This window comes from Ramlibacter alkalitolerans (genome assembly GCF_016722765.1).
Classification (GTDB): domain Bacteria; phylum Pseudomonadota; class Gammaproteobacteria; order Burkholderiales; family Burkholderiaceae_C; genus Ramlibacter; species Ramlibacter alkalitolerans.
In genome coordinates this window covers 226,667-245,042 of the sequence record NZ_JAEQND010000006.1, presented here as the reverse complement: position 1 = coordinate 245,042, position 18,376 = coordinate 226,667, and the positions used below count along the sequence as shown (strand labels likewise).

General features: G+C 69.7%; 18 protein-coding genes. 11 read left to right on the top strand and 7 right to left on the bottom strand.

The window, feature by feature from the left end:
- Window positions 1–98: 98 nt before the first annotated feature.
- From tilS to cysS, 4 genes are read right to left on the bottom strand one after another with little or no spacing between them, the layout of a single operon-like run.
- The gene (gene tilS / locus JI746_RS12420) at window positions 99–1,088 is read right to left on the bottom strand and encodes a tRNA lysidine(34) synthetase TilS (protein ID WP_201689846.1); all 990 of its coding nucleotides are present in this window, start codon (window positions 1,086–1,088) and stop codon (window positions 99–101) included.
- Window positions 1,051–2,028, bottom strand: coding sequence for an acetyl-CoA carboxylase carboxyltransferase subunit alpha (locus tag JI746_RS12415; protein WP_201689844.1), 978 nt, complete (start codon window positions 2,026–2,028; stop codon window positions 1,051–1,053). The genes tilS and JI746_RS12415 overlap by 38 nt, the downstream gene beginning before the upstream one ends.
- Before the next feature lie 36 nt (window positions 2,029–2,064).
- On the bottom strand, window positions 2,065–2,715 hold the full coding sequence (locus tag JI746_RS12410; protein WP_236599780.1) for a DNA-3-methyladenine glycosylase family protein: 651 nt from the start codon (window positions 2,713–2,715) through the stop codon (window positions 2,065–2,067).
- The gene (gene cysS, locus JI746_RS12405) at window positions 2,712–4,088 is read right to left on the bottom strand and encodes a cysteine--tRNA ligase (protein WP_201689843.1); all 1,377 of its coding nucleotides are present in this window, start codon (window positions 4,086–4,088) and stop codon (window positions 2,712–2,714) included. The genes JI746_RS12410 and cysS overlap by 4 nt, the downstream gene beginning before the upstream one ends.
- A 156-nt stretch (window positions 4,089–4,244) precedes the next feature.
- Here cysS and JI746_RS12400 point away from each other — a divergent pair, with 156 nt between their 5' ends.
- From JI746_RS12400 to JI746_RS12375, 6 genes are read left to right on the top strand one after another with little or no spacing between them, the layout of a single operon-like run.
- The gene (locus tag JI746_RS12400) at window positions 4,245–5,423 is read left to right on the top strand and encodes a nuclear transport factor 2 family protein (RefSeq protein ID WP_201689841.1); all 1,179 of its coding nucleotides are present in this window, start codon (window positions 4,245–4,247) and stop codon (window positions 5,421–5,423) included.
- A 28-nt stretch (window positions 5,424–5,451) separates the two neighbouring features.
- The gene (locus tag JI746_RS12395) at window positions 5,452–6,744 is read left to right on the top strand and encodes a L,D-transpeptidase family protein (RefSeq protein WP_201689839.1); all 1,293 of its coding nucleotides are present in this window, start codon (window positions 5,452–5,454) and stop codon (window positions 6,742–6,744) included.
- Window positions 6,744–7,313 carry a peptidylprolyl isomerase gene (locus JI746_RS12390; protein ID WP_201689837.1) on the top strand — a complete coding sequence of 190 codons (570 nt, stop codon included), beginning with the start codon at window positions 6,744–6,746 and terminating at the stop codon, window positions 7,311–7,313. The genes JI746_RS12395 and JI746_RS12390 overlap by 1 nt, the downstream gene beginning before the upstream one ends.
- 12 nt (window positions 7,314–7,325) lie before the next feature.
- A complete protein-coding gene (locus JI746_RS12385) occupies window positions 7,326–7,829 on the top strand; it encodes a peptidylprolyl isomerase (protein WP_201689835.1) in 504 nt (167 codons plus the stop codon).
- Between the two features lie 41 nt (window positions 7,830–7,870).
- Window positions 7,871–8,611, top strand: a complete 741-nt coding sequence (locus JI746_RS12380) for a UDP-2,3-diacylglucosamine diphosphatase (RefSeq protein ID WP_330892993.1) — start codon at window positions 7,871–7,873, stop codon at window positions 8,609–8,611.
- A complete protein-coding gene (locus JI746_RS12375) occupies window positions 8,611–9,375 on the top strand; it encodes a M90 family metallopeptidase (RefSeq protein ID WP_201689833.1) in 765 nt (254 codons plus the stop codon). The genes JI746_RS12380 and JI746_RS12375 overlap by 1 nt, the downstream gene beginning before the upstream one ends.
- Window positions 9,376–9,473: 98 nt before the next feature.
- On the opposite strand, the gene JI746_RS12370 is transcribed toward JI746_RS12375, so the two are convergent.
- Complete coding sequence (locus JI746_RS12370) at window positions 9,474–12,233, bottom strand: DUF349 domain-containing protein (RefSeq protein ID WP_330892992.1); 2,760 nt, start codon at window positions 12,231–12,233, stop codon at window positions 9,474–9,476.
- Window positions 12,234–13,060: 827 nt separating this feature from the next.
- Between JI746_RS12370 and JI746_RS12365 the strand changes: the two genes are divergently transcribed.
- From JI746_RS12365 to nrdR, 3 genes are all read left to right on the top strand, one after another.
- Entirely contained in the window at window positions 13,061–13,879 is an 819-nt protein-coding gene (locus JI746_RS12365) for a lytic transglycosylase domain-containing protein (protein WP_201689830.1), read from the top strand.
- Between the two features lie 213 nt (window positions 13,880–14,092).
- The gene (gene glyA, locus JI746_RS12360; RefSeq protein WP_201689829.1) at window positions 14,093–15,337 is read left to right on the top strand and encodes a serine hydroxymethyltransferase; all 1,245 of its coding nucleotides are present in this window, start codon (window positions 14,093–14,095) and stop codon (window positions 15,335–15,337) included.
- Window positions 15,338–15,345: 8 nt separating this feature from the next.
- Window positions 15,346–15,795 carry a transcriptional regulator NrdR gene (gene nrdR / locus JI746_RS12355; RefSeq protein WP_201689828.1) on the top strand — a complete coding sequence of 150 codons (450 nt, stop codon included), beginning with the start codon at window positions 15,346–15,348 and terminating at the stop codon, window positions 15,793–15,795.
- Window position 15,796: 1 nt separating this feature from the next.
- Here the strand turns inward: nrdR and JI746_RS12350 are convergent, their stop codons facing one another.
- Window positions 15,797–16,354, bottom strand: a complete 558-nt coding sequence (locus tag JI746_RS12350) for a GspH/FimT family pseudopilin (protein WP_201689827.1) — start codon at window positions 16,352–16,354, stop codon at window positions 15,797–15,799.
- A gap of 83 nt (window positions 16,355–16,437) precedes the next feature.
- A complete protein-coding gene (locus JI746_RS12345) occupies window positions 16,438–17,097 on the bottom strand; it encodes a hypothetical protein (protein ID WP_201689826.1) in 660 nt (219 codons plus the stop codon).
- Window positions 17,098–17,333: 236 nt separating this feature from the next.
- Here JI746_RS12345 and JI746_RS12340 point away from each other — a divergent pair, with 236 nt between their 5' ends.
- The gene (locus JI746_RS12340; protein ID WP_201689825.1) at window positions 17,334–17,774 is read left to right on the top strand and encodes a type IV pilin protein; all 441 of its coding nucleotides are present in this window, start codon (window positions 17,334–17,336) and stop codon (window positions 17,772–17,774) included.
- Window positions 17,768–18,373 carry a GspH/FimT family pseudopilin gene (locus JI746_RS12335; protein WP_201689824.1) on the top strand — a complete coding sequence of 202 codons (606 nt, stop codon included), beginning with the start codon at window positions 17,768–17,770 and terminating at the stop codon, window positions 18,371–18,373. Before JI746_RS12340 ends, JI746_RS12335 begins: the two co-directional genes overlap by 7 nt.
- Window positions 18,374–18,376: the final 3 nt, after the last annotated feature.

Here is an 18,376-nt window from a genome sequence, read left to right as displayed (position 1 = left end):
GGCCTCAGGCGAGGCCGGCCGGTGGCGCGGAGGGAGGCGGGTTGCAGGTGACCCGGTGGGTGTTCATGGCGGCAATGATAGTGCGGTCGCGCGCGCGTTCAGACGGAAAGGTCCGCCCCGTACTGCAGCCGCTCGCCCTGGCGCTGCACGAAACCCGCGCCCACCTTGATGCGGATGCGGTGCCCGCGCGTCCTGCAGTCGGCGACCTGGTCCAGCAGTTCCTCCAGCTGCGCGGCGCTGGCGCTCGCCGCATGCGCCTTGCGCAGCCAGTGCCGCAGCACGTTGGCCTGGCGCGCGCGCGGCAGCATCTGCAGCGCGGTGATCGCCGGCGTGCCGCCCATGCGCGCCAGGTCCTCCTCGGCCACCGTTTCCAGCAGGTCCTGCGCCTGCGCCGCGTGACGCGAGGAGCGCGCGAAGGTCTCGCGGTACTGCGGAAAGCACTCCGCCAGCGCCGGCAGCAGCAGGTGGCGGATCCGGTTGCGCGTGAACGCGGTGTCGGCGTTGGTCGGGTCCTCGACGACGGCGATGCCCTGCTCGCGCAGCCAGGCGCGGATCGCCTGCGCCGACAGCAGGAGCAGCGGCCGCACGAACACCATGCCCTCGCGCTGGAACACCGGCGGCATGGCCGCCAGCCCGGGCAGGCCCGCGCCGCGGCTCAAGGCCAGCAGCAAGGTCTCGACCTGGTCGTCGGCATGCTGCGCCAGCAGCACCGCATGCAGGCCTGCTTCGCGCGCGGCCCGCGCGAGTGCCTGGTAGCGGGCCGTGCGGGCCACCTCCTCCGGGCTCTCGCCGCTCGCATGGCGCGCATGCACGCGCCGCACCTGCAAGGGCACGCTCAGGGCGGCGCAGGTCGAACGGCAATGGTCCTCGAAGCCGTCGGCGGCATCCTGCAGGCCGTGATGCACGTGGATCGCCTGCACCTGGCCGGGCCAGCGGCGCGCGGCGGCGAGCAGGAGCACGGTGGAATCCGCGCCGCCGCTATAGGCGACGGCCAGCGGCAGGGGCAACTGCAATCCCGCGAGCGAAGAGGCCGCGGGATTGCCGTCGGGATCAGGCAGATTCGGCCTTGGTGTCGGAGAAGCGGCCATAGCTTTGCAGCCGCTCGTAGCGCCGCTCCAGCAGCTCGCGCACCTTCAGGTCGGAGAGCTGGCGCCAGGCGTCGTTCAGCGCGCGCTTCAGGAAAGCCGCCATCTGCTTGTGGTCGCGGTGGGCGCCGCCCACCGGTTCGTTGACGATCTTGTCGATCAGGCCGATCGCCTTGAGCCGGTGCGCCGTGATGCCCATCGCATCCGCCGCTTCCTGCGCCTTCTCGGAGGTCTTCCACAGGATCGAGGCGCAGCCCTCGGGGCTGATCACGGAATAGATCGAATACTGCAGCATCAGCACCTGGTCGGCCACCGAGATCGCCAGCGCGCCGCCGGAGCCGCCCTCGCCGATGACGGTGGTGATGATCGGCACTTCGAGCTGCGCCATCTCGTAGATGTTGCGGCCGATGGCCTCGGACTGGCCGCGCTCCTCGGCATCGATGCCGGGGAAGGCGCCGGGCGTGTCCACGAAGGTGAACACCGGCAGCCTGAACTTCTCCGCCGTCTTCATCAGCCGCAGGGCCTTGCGGTAGCCCTCGGGACGCGTCATGCCGAAGTTGCGCACTGCGCGCTCCTTCGTGTCGCGGCCCTTCTGGTGGCCGAGCACCATGCAGGCATTGCCGTTGAACCGCGCCAGGCCGCCGACGATCGACTGGTCGTCGGAGAAGTGGCGGTCGCCGTGCATCTCCACGAAGTCGGTGAAGATCTCCTTCACGTAATCCAGCGTGTACGGCCGCTCGGGGTGGCGCGCGATCTTGGTGATCTGCCACGGCGAGAGCTGGCTGTAGATGTCCTTGGTCAGCTGCTGGCTCTTCTTCCCGAGCTGCTCTATCTCCTCGGAGATGTCGACTGCCGATTCCGTCTGCACGTAGCGCAGTTCCTCGATCTTGGTCTCCAGCTCCGCGATCGGTTGCTCGAAGTCCAGGAAGGTCCGTTTCGCCAAGCGTTGCTCCTATAAGCGCCCTGCGCCACGCCGCGGTCAATAGGCCACGGGCAGCGGGTCGAGCGACCTCCAAATATACCAAGTCGCGACCGAGCAATAGGGGTTCCAGGCCGCGGCCACCTCGCGGGCGTCGCTGCGGCTGACCGGGTCGCCCGAGAAATAATTCTTGCTGATGCCGGTGATGAGCCCGACGTCGTCCAGCGGCAGCACGTTCGGGCGCATCAGGTGGAAGATGAGGAACATCTCCGCCGTCCAGCGGCCGATGCCCCGGATACCCACGAGTTCGTTGACGATGTCCTCGTCGCTCATGGCGCGCCAGGCCTCGACGTGGATCGCGCCGGAGTCGAAATGCAGGGCCAGGTCGACCAGGTATTCGATCTTGCGCGCGGACAGGCCGGCCTGCCGCATGTCGTCGACCTTGAGCTTGAGCACGTTGGCCGGCGTCATGCGCCGGGGGAGCGCGGAGAACCTGTCCCACACGCTCTGCGCCGCCTTGACCGAGATCTGCTGGCCCACGATGCTGCGCGCCAGCGTGGTGAAGGCGTCGCCGCGCGACTGCAGGCAGGCGTTGCCGAACTGCGGGATCAGCCGCTTCATGACGCGGTCGCGCCGCGTGAGGTACTTGCGCGCTTCGTCCCAGTATTCCGGTGTGACCAGCCCGCCAGGGGCCTCGCCTGCAGTGCTCAAGATTTCGCCTCCCAGGTCGTCCCGGTCGGCGAGTCCTTGAGAACGATCCCCTGGGCGAGCAGTGCCTGGCGGATGCGGTCGGCTTCCGCGAAATCCCTGGCCTGCTTGGCGGCGGCGCGCGCCGCGATCATCTGCTGGATGCTGGCTTCGTCCAGCCCGGCACCGGCGCGCAGGAAGGCCTTGGGATCCCCCTGCAGGAGGCCCAGCGTGCCGCCCAGCGCCTTGAGCAGCCCGGCGCGTTGCGCCGACTGCGTGCGGTTCACGTCCGCGGCCAGCTCGAACAGCACCGCCACCGCCTCGGGCGTGCCGAAGTCGTTGTCCATGGCGGCCTTGAAACGCGCGGCGGCGGGCTCGTTCCAGTCGATGGCGACCGGCGCCGGCGCCACCGCGTCGAGCGCGGTGTACAGGCGCCGCAGCGACGCGCGCGCGTCCTCGAGGTGGACGTCGCTGTAATTGAGCGGGCTGCGGTAGTGCGCCCGCACGATGAAGAAGCGGATCGTCTCGGCGTCGAACTTCGCGAGCACGTCGCGGATCGTGAAGAAGTTGCCGAGGGACTTCGACATCTTCTGGTTGTCGATGTTCACGAAGCCGTTGTGCATCCACAGCTTCGCGAGCGGCACGCCGTTGGCGCCTTCGCTCTGCGCGATCTCGTTCTCGTGGTGGGGGAACTGCAGGTCCGCCCCGCCGCCGTGGATGTCGAAGGTATTCCCGAGCAGCGCACAGGACATGGCGGAGCACTCGATGTGCCAGCCCGGGCGGCCGCGCCCGTACGGGCTTTCCCATTGCGCGTCGGCCGGCTCCTCCGGCTTGGCGGACTTCCACAGCACGAAGTCGAGCGGGTCTTCCTTGCCTTCCAGCACCGCGACGCGCTCGCCCGCATGCAGTTCGTCGAGCGACTTGCCCGACAGCTTGCCGTAGCCGGGGAAGCGGCGCACCGCGAAGTTCACGTCGCCGCCCTCGGCTCGGTAGGCCAGGCCCTTGTCTTCCAGCTTGCGCACGATGTCCAGCATCTCGGGCACGTAGTCGGTGGCCCGCGGGTCGTGCGTGGGCCGCTCGATCCCCAGCGCGTCGAAGTCGCGGTACATCTCGGTGATCATGCGGTCGGTGAGCGCGCGCACGGTCTCGCCATTCTCGACGGCGCGGCGGATGATCTTGTCCTCGATATCCGTGATGTTTCGCACGAACGTGACCTGCAGGCCCGAGGCCTTCAACCAGCGTTGCACCACGTCGAAAGCCACGTTGGCGCGCGCGTGGCCCATGTGGCACAGGTCGTACACGGTCATGCCGCACACATAGATGCGGACGTGGCCGGGCTCCAGCGGCGAAAAGTTCTCCAGCGCACGCGTCAGCGTGTTGTAGATGCGCAGGCTCATTGGGATCTCGGGGGCGCCGCCGGCCCCGGGGCCGCGGGCGGATGATGTTGTTCTGGGCAGAGCCGATCGAGCCGGCGGCGCGGCCCCACGGCTACAATCGGCACGCAGTATATAGCCCGCCCCCAGGGCTGTCATAGCGTTGGAACAAGGGACCTCATGAAGCTTGCGCGCTGGGAATTTCGCAAATCGCTCGGCCTGGCGGTGGTCGTCACCGCCACCCTGCTCGCCACCGGCGCGGCGCGCGCCGACGAGTACGGCGATGTCAACCAGCTCCTGCGCTCCGGCAAGGCGACCGAAGCGCTGGCGAAGGCCGACCAGTACCTGGCCGGCAAGCCCAAGGACCCGCAGATGCGCTTCCTCAAGGGCGTGGTGCTCACCGAGGCGGGCCGCACCGCCGAAGCGATCAGCACCTTCCAGAAGCTCACCGAGGATTACCCCGAACTGCCGGAGCCGTACAACAACCTGGCCGTGCTCTATGCCGGCCAGGCGCAATTCGACAAGGCCCGCGCGGCGCTCGAGATGGCGATCCGCACCAACCCGAGCTATTCCACCGCGCACGAGAACCTCGGCGACGTGTATGCCAAGCTGGCCAGCCAGGCCTACAGCCGTGCACTGCAGCTCGATGCCAGCAACACGGCCGTACAACCGAAGCTGGCGCTGATCCGCGAATTGTTCGCACCGAACCCGCGCGCCGGCGCCGCCGCCGCTGCGCCCGTGCGCGGTGGTGCGATCGTGGCCGCTGCCCCCGCGCCGGCCAGCCCCGCCACCCCTGCGGCGCGCCCCGCCGCCCCCGCCGTGGCCGCAGCGCCTGCCGCCGCTGCGGCGCCGGCCGCCCGCGTGCCGGCGCCCGTGACGGGTGGTGCCGTGGCGCCCGCCACGCCGGCGACCCGGGCCGCCGCGCCCGCGCCTGCGCCGACCCCCGCCACCGGCGGGACGGCCGTCGCCGCCGCCGCGCCGTCCGCTCCTGCCGCCGCGAGCGCCGCTGCCGGCGGCGACGCCCGGGGCGCGGTCGAGGCCGCCGTGAAGGCCTGGGCCAATGCCTGGGCCTCGAAGGACATGACCGGCTATCTCTCCGCCTACGGCAAGGAGTTCGACCCGCCGGGGCGGATGTCGCGCCAGGCCTGGGAGCAGGAACGGCGCGCGCGCATCGTCGGCAAGTCGAAGATCTCGGTGCAGGTCAGCGACCTGAATGTCACGGTCAACGGCAACAAGGCCGTGGCGCGCTTCAAGCAGAACTACAGCGCGGATGCGCTGCACGTGAACAGCCGCAAGACGCTGGAGCTGGTGAAGAACGGCGAGCGCTGGGCCATCGTGCGCGAAAGCTCCGGCGGCTGAGCGCCGCCCCGGCGCGCAGGCGAAGGTTGTGCAGTTGAACCTCCCCCACCGCTCCATCGGCATCGCCAGGGCGCTCGTCGTCGCGTGCTGCGCGGCCGGCTGCGTCGCCGCCGCCGTTGCCGCCACGCCGCACAAGCTGCAAAGGCCAGGCGCCAAGCCGGCGAAGGCTGCCAAGGCCGTGCACGGCCGGGCGGCGCCGGCCAAGGTCCGTGACGGCGAGGCCGAGGCCCGGCTGATCGAGATCTACAAGCTGATCGGCCAGGCGCAGACCCGCGCTGCGCTCGCCAGGGCCGAAACGCTGGTCAGGGACCATCCGAACTTCAGCCTCGCGCAACTGGTCTACGGCGACCTGCTGACGGCGCAGCAGCGGCCGGTCCGCGTCTTCGGCGACGTGCCGGACAGCGCGGTGCGCACCGGCGCGCAGGCCCTGGCCGAACTGCGCGAGGAATCGCAGCAGCGCATGCGCGCGCTGCGCGAGCGGCCGCCGCTCGGCGCGATCCCCGCGCAGTTCCTGCAGTTGTCGCCGCAGAACAAGCACGCAATCGCCATCGACGCCTCGCGCTCGCGGCTGTACCTGTTCGAGAACGGCACGGCCGGGCCGAAGCTGATCGCCGACTACTACATCTCGGTCGGCAAGCTCGGGATCGAGAAGACGGCCGAAGGCGACCTGCGCACGCCGCTGGGCGTGTACTTCATCACCAGCAACCTCGACCCGAAGTCGCTCAAGGACTTCTATGGCTCGGGCGCGCTGCCGATCAACTACCCGAACCCGTACGACGCGCGGCGCGGCAAGACGGGGCGCGGCATCTGGCTGCACGGCACGCCGCCGGAGCAGTTCGCCCGCGCGCCCAAGGCCACGGACGGCTGCGTCGTGCTCGCGAACCCGGATCTCGAACGCATCATCCGCACCGTGGAGGTGCGCAGCACGCCGGTGGTCATCGCGCCCTCGCTGCGCTGGGTGGCCCCCACCGCGGCGCAGCACGATGCGCGCCACTTCCACGACGTGCTGCAGGCCTGGCGCAATGCCAAGGCCAGCGGCGACGTCAACCGGCTGCTCGGTTTCTACACGCCCGACTTCGCGCTGAACGGCAAGACCTTCGAGGAATCGCAGCCGCTGCTGAAGGTGGAACTCGGCCGCATGCGCGGCAAGGAGATCGAGCTCAAGGACCTGTCGGTGCTGCGCTGGACGGATAGCGCCGACACCATGGTGGTAACCTTCGGCGAGGTGCCGCTGGGCGCCCGCACGGGCGTGACCAAGCGGCAGTACTGGGTGCGGCAGGGTCCGCAATGGAAGATCTTCTTCGAAGGAGTGGTTGGCTGATGTCCTCGTTCACGCGCCGCGCAGCGGCTGTCCTCGTTCTTGCCTGCGCCGCCGGCGCCACCTGGGCCGCCGATGCGCCCCGGGTGAAGTTCAACACTTCCGCCGGCGACATCGTCATCGAGGTGTATCCGGACAAGGCGCCCAAGACGGTGGAGAACTTCCTGCAGTACGTGAAGGACCACCACTACGACGGCACGATCTTCCACCGCGTGATCAACAACTTCATGATCCAGGGCGGCGGCATGGACAAGAACATGGCCGAGAAGAAGACCCGAGCGCCGGTGCCGCACGAAGGCGCGCAGACCGGCCTGAAGAACGAGATCGGCACGGTGGCCATGGCCCGCACGGCGGACCCGAATTCCGCCACCGCGCAGTTCTACATCAACGTCGCCAACAACGCCTTCCTCGATCCGAAGCCGGGCAACCCGGGCTACACCGTGTTCGGCAAGGTGGTGAGCGGCATGGACGTGGTGGACAAGATCAAGGGCGTGCAGACCGGCCGCATGGGCATGCACTCCGACGTGCCGGTGACGCCGGTCGTCATCAACTCCGCCGAGATCGTCAAGTAAGAAAGGCCTGCCATGAATCCCAAGGTGGAATTGCACATCCGCGGCCAGGGCGTCGTCACGCTGGAGCTCGACGAGCAGAAGGCGCCCAAGACCGTCGCCAATTTCCTCAGCTACGTGAAGAAGGGCCACTACGACGGCACCATCTTCCACCGCGTGATCGACGGCTTCATGGTCCAGGGCGGCGGCTTCGAGCCGGGCATGAAGCAGAAGCCGACCGACGCGACCATCCAGAACGAGGCCGACAACGGCCTGAAGAACGAGAAGTACACGGTCGCGATGGCCCGCACGAACGACCCGCACTCGGCCTCGGCGCAGTTCTTCATCAACGTGGCCGACAACGATTTCCTGAACCACAAGTCGCCCACCGCGCAGGGCTGGGGCTATGCCGTCTTCGGCAAGGTGGTGGCGGGGCAGGACGTGGTCGACAAGATGCGGGCCGTGAGCACCGGCCGCAAGGGCTTCCACGACGACGTGCCGATGCAGGATGTGGTGATCGACAAGGCGGTCGTGGTCTGAACACGACCGCGCCAGCGCCCGCGCCGCAGGCGCAGGAACTCGTGGCCCCGCCGCTCTGGCGCAGCGTCGAATGCATCTCCGACCTGCACCTGCAGGCGGGCCATGCGGGCACCTTCGAGGCCTGGCGGCGCTACATGGCGGCGAGCGCCGCCGATGCCCTGTTCCTGCTCGGGGACCTGTTCGAGGCCTGGGTCGGCGACGACGTCCTCGAGGCCGAGGGCTTCGAGGCCGAATGCGCCGAGGTCCTGCGCGCGGCGGCGTGGCGCGTGCCGCTGTTCTTCATGGTCGGCAACCGCGACTTCCTGGTCGGCCAGGGCCTTGCGCAGGCCACGGGCATGACGCTGCTGCAGGATCCTACCGTCTTCACCTTCGGCGGCCGGCGCTGGCTGCTCTCGCACGGCGACGCGCTGTGCGTCGGCGACACCGACTACCAGGCCTTCCGTGCCCAGGTGCGCGGGTCCGCGTGGCAGCAGGGTTTCCTGGCGCAGCCCTTGTCGGTGCGCCAGGCGGTCGCGCGCGGGCTGCGCGAGGAGAGCGAGGCGCTCAAGGCCACCGACCGCGTGTATTCGGACGTCGACACGGCCGCCGCGCTGCAGTGGCTCGAAGCCGCCGACGCCGAGGTCCTGGTCCATGGGCACACGCACAAGCCGGGCGAGCACACGCTGGATGCGCGCCATCGCCGCATCGTCCTGACCGACTGGGATGCAGCCGCCACGCCGCCCCGGCTGGAGGCCCTGCGCATCGCGCGCGAGGGCACGGTGCAGCGCGTCGGGCTGGCCTGATGTGGGGCTGGCTGCGACGCCGTCGCAGCGCGCCGGAGATTCCCGACGCGCTCTGGCGCGCCACGCTCCAGCGCTATCCGTTCCTCGCCGCCCGTTCCCCTGAGGAAACCGGGAAGCTGCGTGCACTCGCGGCCGAATTCCTCGCCAGCAAGGAATTCCATGGCGCCGGCGGACTCGCGATCAGCGACGAGATCGCGCTGGCGATCGCCGCGCAGGCCGTGCTGCCCGTGCTGCATCTCGGACTGGCCTGGTACGACGATTTCGTCGGCATCGTGGTGCATCCCGACGAAGTGCTGGCGCGGCGCTCGCAGACCGACGAGAGCGGCGTGGTGCACGACTGGCACGAGGTGCTCGCCGGCGAGGCGATGGACGGCGGGCCCGTGATGCTGAACTGGCACGACGTGGCCCATGCCGGCGCGTCGGCCGAGACCGGCTTCAACGTGGTGATCCACGAGTTCGTGCACAAGATCGACCTGCGCGACGGCGCAGCGGACGGCTGCCCGCCGCTGCCTTCGCGCCAGGCGCGGGCGCGCTGGCTGGAAACCCTGCAGCACGCGTACCAGGGCTTTCGCGAGCAGGTGATCGTGGCGGAGCGCTTCGGCGGCGAGGAGCCGTGGCTGGATGCGTACGGTGCGACCGCGATCGACGAGTTCTTCGCCGTGGCGTGCGAGGCGTATTTCGTGAACCGGGAGCGGTTCGGGCGGGAGTTCGCGGAACTTACCGCCCTGTTCGACGGGTTTTATCTGCCGAAGGGAAATTCGTAGGCTGGCGGTGAGCCGCGGCAGCGCGCGAACCCCAGCGATGCGCGAAGCGCTGGGGTTTCGCTGACGCTCCACCACCAGCCTACGATCCGGAATCCGGCTTACCGCCGCAGCAGCGCCTTCAACGCATTCTGCAACCTGCGCGCCGCCCCCGCCTCGTACGGCGTCGCCAGCACCTTGGCCACGTCCGCGCCCCAGGTCTCCTGCGGACCCGCTTCGTGCCGCTTGGTCAGCAACTGCAGTTGCAGCATGCGCCGGGCCGTGATCTGCTCGCCCGGCGTCGGCACGTCGGCCGCGATTTCGAGCCGCAGCAGCGTTTCCGACGGATCGCCGGAAGCGCCCTTGCCCAGGGCCTGGATCCAGGCCTGGCGCACTTGCGGGCTCACCGCCTTGCCCAGTTCCTGGTGGCTGGGCACCTGCTCACCCGAGCGCTGCTCCCACGCCGTCATGAGCTGCGTCAGCGCCTCGCCATGCGCCTGCGCGGCCAGCTTGCGCAGCGCCGCCTGCGCGTGTTCCTGCGCCTCGCGCTGGGCGCGGAAGGCGGCGTCCCCCAGGCGCGGGCCGCGGTCCTCGCGCTCGAAGCGGTCGCCGCGCTCGAAGCGGTCGCCACGCGGCGGACCGCGCCGGTCGTCGCGCGCATCGCGGCCTCCCGGGCCGCCCGGACGCCGCGCATCGAAGCGCCCGCCAGGGCGCGCCGCCGTGGCGACCTCCGGCCGCCGGGCGCCGGGACGGTCGTCACCGCGCATCGCGATCACGGGCTTCGGTGCCGGCTTGGGCGGGGCCGCGGCAGCCGCTTCGCCCCCTTCGGGACTCTCGGCACTCTCGCCACCCGCCTGCGCCGTCGCCGCTTCTTCGCCCGATCCCTCGGCGGGCTGCGCCGGCGCCGCAGGCGCGGCTGCGGCCGCCGGCGCATCGCCGGCCCGCAGCGCCTGCTCCAGCGCCTGCATCGTGGCGCGGATCTTCTGCGCGTCGCCGCTCGCCGTCGCTTCCTCCACCGCCTTCGACGCTTCCAGCACCGCGCGGTCGCGCGCGCTCAGGGCCGCGGTCGCCTTCTCGCGCTCGGCGGTCTTGCGGTTGAAGGCCTCGTCGATCGGCTTGCGAAAGGCGTCCCAGAGCTTCTGCTCCTGCTTGCGATCGAGCGGAACCGTCTGCGCCTCGGCCTGCCAGCGCTGCTGCAGCGCCTTGACGGCGTCGATGCGCAGCATGGGCGCCTCGCCCAGCACCCTGGCCTCCTCGATCATCGCGTTGCGGCGCTCGACGCTTTCCTTCTGCGCGCCCTCCAGCGGAGCGGCGGCGTGGGAGATCGCCTCCTTCCACTGCGGCTGCAGTTCGGCGAAGGCCTTCTCGCTCAGGTGGCCGGCCTCGCGCCAGCGCTCGGAGAACTGGTGGATCGCGCGGTTGAAGCCCTTCCAGTCGCCGTTGTCCGCCTGCGGGTGCGCGGCGGCCCAGGCCTTCACTTCCTCGATCAGCGCCAGCCGGCCGGCACGGTGTTCGGCGGCCTCCGCCTTGACCTTGTCCAGCCACTCCTGGACCACCTTGTAGGCTTCGTTGCAGGCCTCGTCGAAGCGCTTCCACAGCGCGTGGTTGGGCGGCCCGCCCTGGTCGACCTGCTTCCACTGCTCGCGCAGGCTGCGCAGCGTCTCCTGCATCTTGCGGCCGCCGAAGCGCGGCTTGCGCACCATGGGTGCCGGCACCGGCGTCGCGGCGGGCGATTCGGCCTCCGCCTGCTCCGTCGCCGCTGCTTCGGTGTCCGCGGCCGCCGGCTCGGGGGTGACCGGCGCCGGCGCCGTCTCGAACAGGGCTTCGGCCTTGGCGACGAGTTCCTGGCGGAGCTGGTCGGCGCGCCAGCGCTGCCAGCCTTCCAGTTCGCCGGCGGCACCGAGCGCGGCATGCGCCTGCGCTTCGAGCTTGTCGTCGACCAGCTTGCCGTGTTCCTTCAGCGCATTGCGCAGCGCGTTGGCGGCGCCGGCGCTGGCCTTGCCGTGGCCTTGCGCCACTTCCTGTTCGACCCGGGCCAGCGCCTCGCTGACCGCCTGGTGGGCCCTGGCCTTCAGCTCGGGATCGACCTTCGGCTTGGGCGGCTTCGGCGGGACGTTCTCGGCCGGCAGGCCGCGCGCCTGGCGCAGTTCGTCGGCCCACACGGGCACGGGCGGCAGCGGCGCATTCGTGTCTTCGGCGGCGGCGGTGGCCTGCGCCAGCGCGGACTGGAAGGCATCCCACACCACCTGCAGCTGCGAGCGCGAGGCCTCCAGCAGCGGCGGGAACCTGGCGTCGACGCTGGCCCAGTTCGCGTCGTCGAGGAGGGCCTGCGCCTGCGCCTGCCATTGCGGCACGTCGGCACGCAGGGCCTCGGCCGCGAGCTGCGCGTCCTTCCAGGACTTGGTGGAAAGCACCTCGATGCGCTGGGCGAGCAGCACAGCGGCCTCGCGCTGGATCTGCACCCGGTTCTGCAGGTCCTCGATGCCCTTGACGCGCTCGGCCAACTGCGACTTGACGCCCGCCAGCGGCTCGCGGCTGAGGGGCGCCCCCGCCTTGGCGGCATCGCGCTGCCACGCGAGCGCATCGGCGATGTTCAGGCGCGGTTGCGACAGCAGGTTGCGGGCCCGCTCGGACCATTCCGCGGCGATCGCCTCCTGCCCCTTGGCGCGCTTGATCTCGTCGAGCCGTTCGCGCAGCAGGCGCGCCGCGCCCTTGTCGCGGCCGCTCAGCTCGCGGAACACCTCCTGCATCTGCTCGGTGCTCGGCTCGGTGTTCAACCACTCGCGCACGCGGGCGGCGCGTTCGCCGGAGGTAGGCGCGGAAAAGGCACCCCCCGTCAGCGCGTCCAGCGCCTGGGTGTCGTGGGTCTTCAAGCTGCTCACAATGGTTTTGTTCGATGGAAAGGAAAGCCCCCGCAAGGGGGGCACGGGCCGTATTCTCGCCGCGAAACGCGCCAAAGCGTGCGTTGCGCACTGCCGCAAGGCGGGAGCCCCAAAATGGAAAGCCCGGCCAGGTGCCTGAAGCTGCCTGCCGGGCTGGACGGTCCGACCTGATGTCGCTGCCGTCTGGGTTCGCAACACGAACGTGCCGTCCGCGTTGCGCCGGAAGCAAAGATTGCTTCCTTTAGGAAGCCGGGGCTGCCACGCAGTGGCCCTACCGGCTGACGCCTGATCGCTCAGGCCCCGTCAAGGTAGGCCGGGTTGGCGCGGATTGCAAATCCTCATTTCAATCGGCGCGCCCTGCCCGATTGCAAGAACCGACGCCCAACGGCCGGCTGGCGGACAGACGGCCGTCCGGCGGTCCGTCTGCCGACAAGCGGTGCCGGCGCCGTCAGTTTTCCGCTCTTGCTCCTTTTTTCGTAGCGACCGCGCCGGTGTGCGGCGAGGGCTGACAAGCGTAGGCGAGGCCGGACTACGGAACTTTTCTGCTGTTGAGCCCTACAGTATCGCCTTCTTATCTCTTTCAACGAATAAAGAATTGGAGAAACATCCTTGACCTGGAATTTAGCGCCTGCCTAGAATCCGCCCCGTCCCCCACCCGTAGGGGGCAACCAGAAGACCCGCTGCCGAACCCGGCGAATCGAAACCGGGATGAGCCCCCCAGGGGCCTCCCCTTCGATGGCGTACCAATCCAAACGAGGGACCGAGAGTCCACTGCCGCTTCCCCGGAGCGGCCGAAGCTTTCGGCTCCGCGCGTAGAAAGGAGTGCTATGACAGCGTCAGGAAAACTGGGAAGTCTCACCCGGGGCGTGCAGACCTTCTGCTGCGACGTCGCCGAGGGCTTCTTCGAGATCACGCACAACGGCTTCGCAGTGGTGGGGCTGGCAGTGGTGTTTTCCGTTTTGACCTTGCTGGCCCGCCCTGACCTGCGTCAGGCCGGGGAGTCCCAGCTCATGACCTGGCTGCATGCGCGCCAGGTGGAAACGCTCGGCCTCGTGCCCGAGCTCGATGCGATCGACCGCGCCACGGCGCTGAATCCGAAGGAGTTGCCCAAGCAGCAGGCCGCAGTGGCCTATTGGCTCAGCAAGAAGTACCGGGTCGCGCCGGAGCCCCTCAGCGCCCTCGTCGCCGAGGCCTACGAGATCGGCCAGCGCATGAAGATCGACCCGACCCTCCTGCTGGCCGTGATGGCGGTGGAATCCGGCTTCAACCCCTTCGCCCAGAGCCCCGTCGGGGCCCAGGGGCTCATGCAGGTGATGACGGGCATCCACAGCGACAAGTACGAGAACTTCGGCGGCAAGCTCGCCGCCTTCGACCCCGTGACCAACCTGCGCGTGGGCGCCAAGGTGCTGCAGGAATGCATACAGCGCGCCGGCTCGGTGCAGGCCGGCCTGAAGTTCTACGTCGGCGCGGCCTTGCTGGCCGAGGACGGCGGCTATGCGGAGAAGGTGATGGCCGAGCACGCGCGCCTGCAGCAGGTGGCGCATGGCCGCCCGGTGCCGATCGCCCCGCCCCCGACGCTGCGCACCGTCGCGCCGAACCCGGCGCCGACCCCGCAGGACCAGGACGCGCCGGCGGTGATCTCCTGAGCGGCGCATCATCCGCCTAAGGTAAACTCGCCGCCGTGCGCGACTGGCGATAGGCGCGCCCTGCGGGGCGCGCTGACGTGGATCCACCGGGGGTTCCCCCTCAAACCACTGGGAAGCGTACCGCCGGCCCCTCCGGATGCGGGCCGGTGAACCGCCGTTCGCCTGGGCAGCCCTGGCCCGCACAGGGATCAATCGTCCACGGAACTGCCGCTCATGTACGACCGCCGAATCCTCATCCAAGACACCGATCCCGAACTCTGGGCCGCCATCCAGGCGGAGAACCGCCGCCAGGAAGAGCACATCGAGCTGATTGCGAGCGAGAACTACGCCTCGCCCGCCGTGATGGCCGCCCAGGGCACCCAGCTCACGAACAAGTACGCCGAGGGCTACCCCGGCAAGCGCTACTACGGCGGCTGCGAGAACGTCGACGTCGCCGAACAGCTGGCCATAGCCCGCATCAAGCAGATCTTCGGCGCCGACGCCGCCAACGTGCAGCCGCACTCCGGGGCCCAGGCCAACGAGGCCGTGTTCCTGGCCTTCCTCAAGCCCGGCGACACCATCATGGGCATGAGCCTGGCCGAGGGCGGCCACCTCACGCACGGCATGCCCCTCAACATGAGCGGCAAGTGGTTCAACGTCGTGAGCTACGGCCTGAACAAGGAAGAAGCGATCGACTACGACGCGATGGAGCGCAAGGCCCACGAGCACAAGCCCAAGCTGATCATCGCCGGCGCGTCGGCCTATTCGCTGCGCATCGACTTCGAGCGCTTCGCCAAGGTGGCGAAGGACGTCGGCGCGATCTTCATGGTCGACATGGCGCACTACGCCGGCCTGATCGCCGCCGGCGTGTACCCGAACCCGGTGCCGCATGCCGACGTGGTGACCTCCACCACGCACAAGAGCCTGCGCGGCCCGCGCGGCGGCTTCATCCTGATGAAGGCACCGCACGAGAAGGCGATCAACAGCGCGATCTTCCCCGGCCTGCAGGGCGGCCCCCTGATGCACGTCATCGCCGCCAAGGCCGTGGCGTTCAAGGAAGCGCTGTCGCCCGAGTTCAAGAGCTACCAGCAACAGGTGCTGCGGAACGCGCAGGTCGTCGCCGAGACGCTGGCCGAGCGCGGCCTGCGCATCGTGAGCGGCCGCACCGAAAGCCACGTGATGCTGGTCGACCTGCGCGGCAAGGGCATCACCGGCAAGGAAGCCGAGGCCGTGCTCGGCCAGGCGCACATCACCATCAACAAGAACGCGATCCCCAACGATCCGGAAAAGCCGATGGTCACCAGCGGCCTGCGCGTCGGCACGCCGGCCATGACCACGCGCGGCTTCCAGGAACAGGAAGCGCGCCAGACGGCCAAGCTGGTCGCCGACGTGCTGGACCATCCGCGCGACGCCGCCAACATCGAGCGCGTGCGCGAACAGGTCAACGCCCTGACGCGCCGCTTCCCGGTCTACAAGTAGGCCAGTCCATGCGCTGCCCGTTCTGCGGCCATGCCGAAACCCAGGTGGTGGAGACGCGCATGGCGGAGGACGGCGACTTCATCCGCCGCCGGCGCCAGTGCGCGGATTGCGAGAAGCGCTTCACCACCTACGAGCGGCCGGACGTCACCTTTCCGGCGGTGGTCAAGAAGGACGGCCGCCGCATCGAGTACGACCGCGCCAAGCTGCTCGGCTCGATGAACCTGGCCTTGCGCAAGCGCCCCGTGAGCACCGAGCAGATCGACGCCGCGGTGGAGCGCATGGAGGAAAAGCTGCTGAACCTAGGGCTGCGCGAAATCCCGAGTTCGCGCATCGGCGAGCTCGTGATGCGCGAGCTCAAAAAGCTGGACAAGGTGGCCTACGTCCGCTTCGCCAGCGTCTACCGCAGCTTCGAGGACGTCGACGAGTTCAAGACGGTGGTGGACGAGATCCGCAGGTAGCTCACACGCAGCTGGCCACCGTCGTCTTCTGCACGCGCGGGCGGCCGATGGAATTGACGATCACCTGGCGCGCCGGCGTCGCCGCCCCCGAGCGCCGGCAGATCGTCAGCGTGCCGGCCTGGAAGCCGCCGCCCATGAGCTTCGACGCCCCGACGGCGGTGTACGAAACGTAGGCCGCCACCGGCCGGTTCCCCACCAGCCGCAGGTTCCACGGCAGCGGCTCGTGCCGGCCGAGCACTTCCTCGCCGTCGTCGAGCGCGCCGTTGCCGTTCTCGTCGCCGAACACGATCCAGCCCTGCTCCCAACCGCCGTGGCTGCTGCAGCCCAGACCGTCGGGCGACTTGCAGACCGTCACGCGGCGATTGCGCCTGAGCGCCTCGGCCCGGGCGAGGTGCAGGTCGCCCACGAGATCGCTCGACGCCGCCGCGAGCTTCGCGCCTTCGAGGAACTCCGCCACGGGCGGCGCGCCGCCGGCGAGCAGGGCCATGAGGATGGCGAGGGCGACGACCAGCTCGATCAGCGTGGCCCCGTGCTGGCGGACAGGCGCGTGGGTGGGCATGCCGCGCACGGTACGCCCCGCCCGCCCGCGCCGGAGGCAAGGAATGCATCACATCCCGGTGATGCAGCAACCACGGGCGCGGGTCATCTTTCCTTTCCGGGCTGCGGCGTCCAGCACTCGTCGGACGAGGCCTGCAACAATCCCGCATCGTCGAAACAGAGCAGCGTGCGCAGGATGGCGCCGACGCTCTCGTCGTGCAGGCGCCCCGGCGTGAAGTGCACGCCCGTGAGCGCCTCCTCCAGCCGCGCGGCGAGTTCGGGACTCAGCTCGTTGCGCCGCACTTCGGCCTTGCGCACCGTGCCGGTCGCATCGATCCAGACTTCCGCCCGCAGGCGCCGCGAGACGAGCTGCGGCGCGATGTCGCGCAGTTCGGGGTCGCCTTGCGGCAAGGGCAGCTGCGTGAGTTCCTCGGCCGGATGGAAGCTCGCGTCTGCAGAGGGCGCGGCGGCCTCCCGCGGCGGCTCGGTGGGCGCGGCGGCGGGGGCCGGCACCGCGACGACCTCGGGTGCGGGCGGGGTGAGCGGCTGCGCCTTGCGCGCCGCACGCGGCGGCGGCTGCGGGGCCGGGACCGGGGATGCGGTGGCCGTTGCCGGCGGCGGCGGCGCGCTGGCTGGCGGCGGTTCGATCACGGCGCCGCGCAGGGTGACCGCAAGCACCGCGCGCGGCGCATGCGCCTCGCGCGGCACGGCGAAGGTGAACAGCAACAGGAGGTGGGCGAGGAGGGAGACGGCAATGGCCGGCAACAGCGATTTCCACTGGGGCCATGGGGCCGCGGGCCTGGTGTCACGCACCATGCCGCCGGGGCTGCGCGACCCCTCGTTCACTGCGTCGAAATGCCTCTGCCATACCCCCGAGCCGTCCGTCAGGCACCCCGACCCACTCATCGAATGCAAGTCTGATGCCGGACCATTACAGCATAAGCTGCCTCGCAAATCGGATCGGGAGGGCTGGCCGCAGGGCCGCACAACAAGGGCCACATATGTCGAGAAAAGCATCGGGTTTCACGCTGATCGAGCTGATGATCACCGTGGCCATCGTCGCCATCCTCGCCGCGGTGGCGCTGCCCTCCTACCGCAGCTACGTGACCCGCGGCCGGATCCCGGAAGCCACCACGGCGCTCGCCTCCAAGCGCGTGCAGATGGAGCAGTTCTACCAGGACAACCGCACCTACGTCGACGCGCCGGCGGGCAACAACGACACGGGGACCAGCACGTACTTCGACTTCACCGCCGCGCCTGGCGGCGCCGAGACCCGCACCGCCACCGGCTACGTGCTGTCCGCCGTCGGCAAGAACGGGATGACCGGGTTCACCTTCACCGTCGACCAGTCGAACGCCAAGCGCACCGTCGTCAGTGGCGTGCCCGGGTGGACGGACACGACGGTGAACTGCTGGCTCACGAAGCAGGCGACCTCGTGCTGAAGCTTCGCCAGCAGCGCGGCGTGAGCCTCATCGAGGTGATGGTCGGCCTGACCCTGGTGGGCATCATGACGGCCATCGGCGTGCCCGCCTTCAGGACCGGCATGCTCAATCGGCAGATCCGCGGCATGGCCGACTCCATCCAGGGTGGCCTGGTGCTGGCCAAGACGGAAGCGCTGCGCCGCAACCGCATCGTGAAGTTCGAGCTCGGTGGCACGCCCGGCAGCTGGCTGGTGGGCTGCGAGACCGCGGACACGAGCCTCGTGGACGGGCAGGAGGCCTGCCCCGCGACGATCCAGAGCCGGACCGGCACCGACACCACCGGCACCCCTGCGGTCGCCGTCGTCCAGATGGACATCGGCGGCGGCGGCCCGGCGGAGGCCGAGAGCCAGGTGAACATGAATCCGATGGGGCGCACCACGCCCGACACCCTGCCGGCCGGCAAGATGAAGGTGTACCAGGTCACCTATCCCGGCGGTGGCACGTGCGCCACGGCCGGAGGGGAAATGCGCTGCCTCAACGTGGTGGTGACGGCCATGGGGCAGATCCGCATGTGCGACCCCAAGACGACGTCGCCGGACTCGCGGGCCTGCCCCTGGTAAGGA